The following is a 2,496-nucleotide window of genomic DNA, read 5'->3' as shown; positions in this document are numbered from 1 at the left end:
CCGAGGTTGACGCCCATGATCCCCAGCGTGACGAGCGCAGAGGTGAGAAAGATCAGAACGAGTTGAACCGCTCTTCGCATCTACGATGGCCTTTGGCGGCCGCGAGTTGCTCGCATCGATTCACAATCCCGATTTATTGTCCCCGGATTCTTGAGGGGATAAACGCGAAGATAGCTCCTCGGCGGCGCCGGCCCGGCCGCCCGGGTTCAGCAGGTGGAGTCTCGGAACCAGTCCAAGCGCGGCGAGCGCGACGACGCTCCCGCTCAGCGCGAGGGCGGCAGGCATGCTCAGCAGCGTGGCGACGGCGCCGACGCCGAGCCATCCGACCGCGCTCACCCCCATCGTGGAATAGTAGAGGCCGAGCACGCGCCCCCGGACCGCGTCACCCGCGGCCATCATCAGCATCGTCGACATGGAGGTGTCGTATGTCGACCCCAACGCCCCCACCACCATGACCACCGCGAGCGAGAAAGGAAACCACGGTGACACACCAAATAGCGCGATGAACAACCCGAATCCGATCGCGGCGGAGATCAAGAGCGTCCCCTTGTTGCGCAGGTCCCCACGCGAGGCCACCAGCAGCGTCGCCACCAACTGCCCAACGCCGGCCATCGCGGCCAGGTACCCGAGACCGATCCCGCCCACCTTCAGCACGTCGCGGGCCATGACCGGCATCATGGCCTGATAGCCGAACCCAAACGCCTCCACAACCAGGCTCAGCAAAAGCAGCGTCCGGATCCGAGGCGTGCCCAGGACATATCCGAATCCGGCCGTCACCGCCCGAACGAATGGCTCCGCCGTTCTCGCCGTGGGGGCGGGGCTCCGCAGCAGGGACAGCGCGGCCCATCCTCCGCAGTATGCGGCACCCACGAGCAGGAAGTTGTTGCCGGCGCCCAACCGATCGATCACAAAGCCGCCCGCCACCGCACCCGCGATCCGGACGAAGCTCGCCGCCATGAATTGGAAGGCGCTCGCATTCAGCAGGCGCCGCGGGCCCACAACATCGTACATCAAACCGCCGGCCGATGGCCTGCTGACCGCGGTGACGAGGCCCGCAAGAACGAGATAGATGAACACGTGCCAGACGCGAACCATGTGACCGAGCAGGAGGGACGCGAGCGTCAGGGCGCCAAGCGCGGCCGCGAGCTGCGAGCCGAGAAGGAGCCGGCGGCGGTCGATGCGATCCACGATGGGACCGCCGAGCACGCTGAAGAGAGCCTGGCTGACTCCCCGAAAACCCGCCGCGAAGCCCACGATGAGGGCCGAGTTGGTGAGCTGCAAGACGACCCATCCCTGGCTGAGCACCTCCACCGTGAATGCCAGTGAGCTGAAGAGCGAGAACAGCCACAACCAGCGATAGCCGGGAACCTCGAATGCGGTGGAGAACCGCGTTTCTCCGACAGCGGACACACGCAGGAGTTCCGCAACCTCTCCACTTGTCCTCTGTGTCGACCGCGACGTGCAGTCCGGCACGCTGGGTTGACCAACGGGTGCCATTATGTTATTAATTAATAGAAGGCAAAAAGGCCATGATGCCTCCGGCGGCGCGTGTTCCGCCGGAGCATCTTGCTTTACGGACACGACGCGCTCCGGACCCCCCTTCCGCGCGTCACGATCCCTGCCGATCGGCGGCTATCCCCACCGCACCCATTCTGGATCTCGGGGTGCTGGACGGGCGCCGATCTATTGAGGAAATGGAGAGGTGGCTATGCGACAACAGAAGCGAATCGCCCTTGTGGCGCATGACAACAAGAAGACCGATCTCCTCGAGTGGGCGGCGTTTAACAAGCACCTGCTGATTCAACACGAACTGCTCGCCACGGGGACGACGGGAAAAATGCTCGAAGCAGAGCTGGGGGCCGATGTGCACAAACTGCAGAGCGGGCCGCTCGGGGGGGATCAGCAGATCGGAGCCCGCATCGCCGAGGGGAGCATCGATGTCCTCATCTTTTTCTGGGATCCTCTGCAGTCGCTGCCGCACGATCCGGACGTCAGAGCGCTCCTCCGAATCGCCGCGGTGTGGAACATCCCCGTGGCCTGTAACCGGGCGTCCGCCGACTTCATTATCTCCTCGCCGTTGATGTCGGCGGCATACGATCGTATGGTCCCCGAGTACGACCGGGCGTTGGTGATCAACGAGTAGGAGGCCGGCATTGCCGGCTGCATCGCGAGCATGGGTTCGATCGCGGCTATGGCGCGCGGTGCCATCGCACAGGCAGGAGGTCGCCGCGTCGTTGTCGCACCTTGGTGTCTGAGCCCAACCTAGGAAGGAGCATCGCGCGATGACGGCGGACAATTTCGGCCGCGTGGCCGGCATCTACATCACCCCCGAGGCGGGAACGCTGCCGCAGCATATGGAGAAGGTGCGGACGACGGCCGGGAAGGGGATCGAGGGCGACCGTTATGCCGCCGGGACGGGCACGTATTCGCAGCACCCGGGCGGCGGCCGGCACCTCACCCTCATCGCCCAGGAAGACCTCGATGCGGTGGCCCGCG

General features: G+C 64.9%; 3 protein-coding genes. 2 read left to right on the top strand and 1 reads right to left on the bottom strand.

All coding sequences use genetic code 11. The features are described 5' to 3' along the window. Nucleotides 1-120 precede the first annotated feature (120 nt). On the bottom strand, nucleotides 121-1,410 hold the full coding sequence (locus VFP86_00075; protein ID HET8998021.1) for an MFS transporter: 1,290 nt from the start codon (nucleotides 1,408-1,410) through the stop codon (nucleotides 121-123). A gap of 298 nt (nucleotides 1,411-1,708) precedes the next feature. On the opposite strand from VFP86_00075, the gene VFP86_00070 reads away from it, so the two are divergent. Beyond that, entirely contained in the window at nucleotides 1,709-2,143 is a 435-nt protein-coding gene (locus VFP86_00070; GenBank protein ID HET8998020.1) for a methylglyoxal synthase, read from the top strand. 139 nt (nucleotides 2,144-2,282) lie between these two features. Then, on the top strand, nucleotides 2,283-2,496 hold a 214-nt coding region (locus VFP86_00065; protein HET8998019.1), incomplete at its 3' end, for an MOSC domain-containing protein.

It is taken from the genome of bacterium (assembly GCA_035703895.1).
GTDB lineage: Bacteria > Sysuimicrobiota > Sysuimicrobiia > Sysuimicrobiales > Segetimicrobiaceae > Segetimicrobium.
Note: the sequence above shows the minus strand (reverse complement) of the source record. Positions and strands in the feature narration are given on the sequence as shown.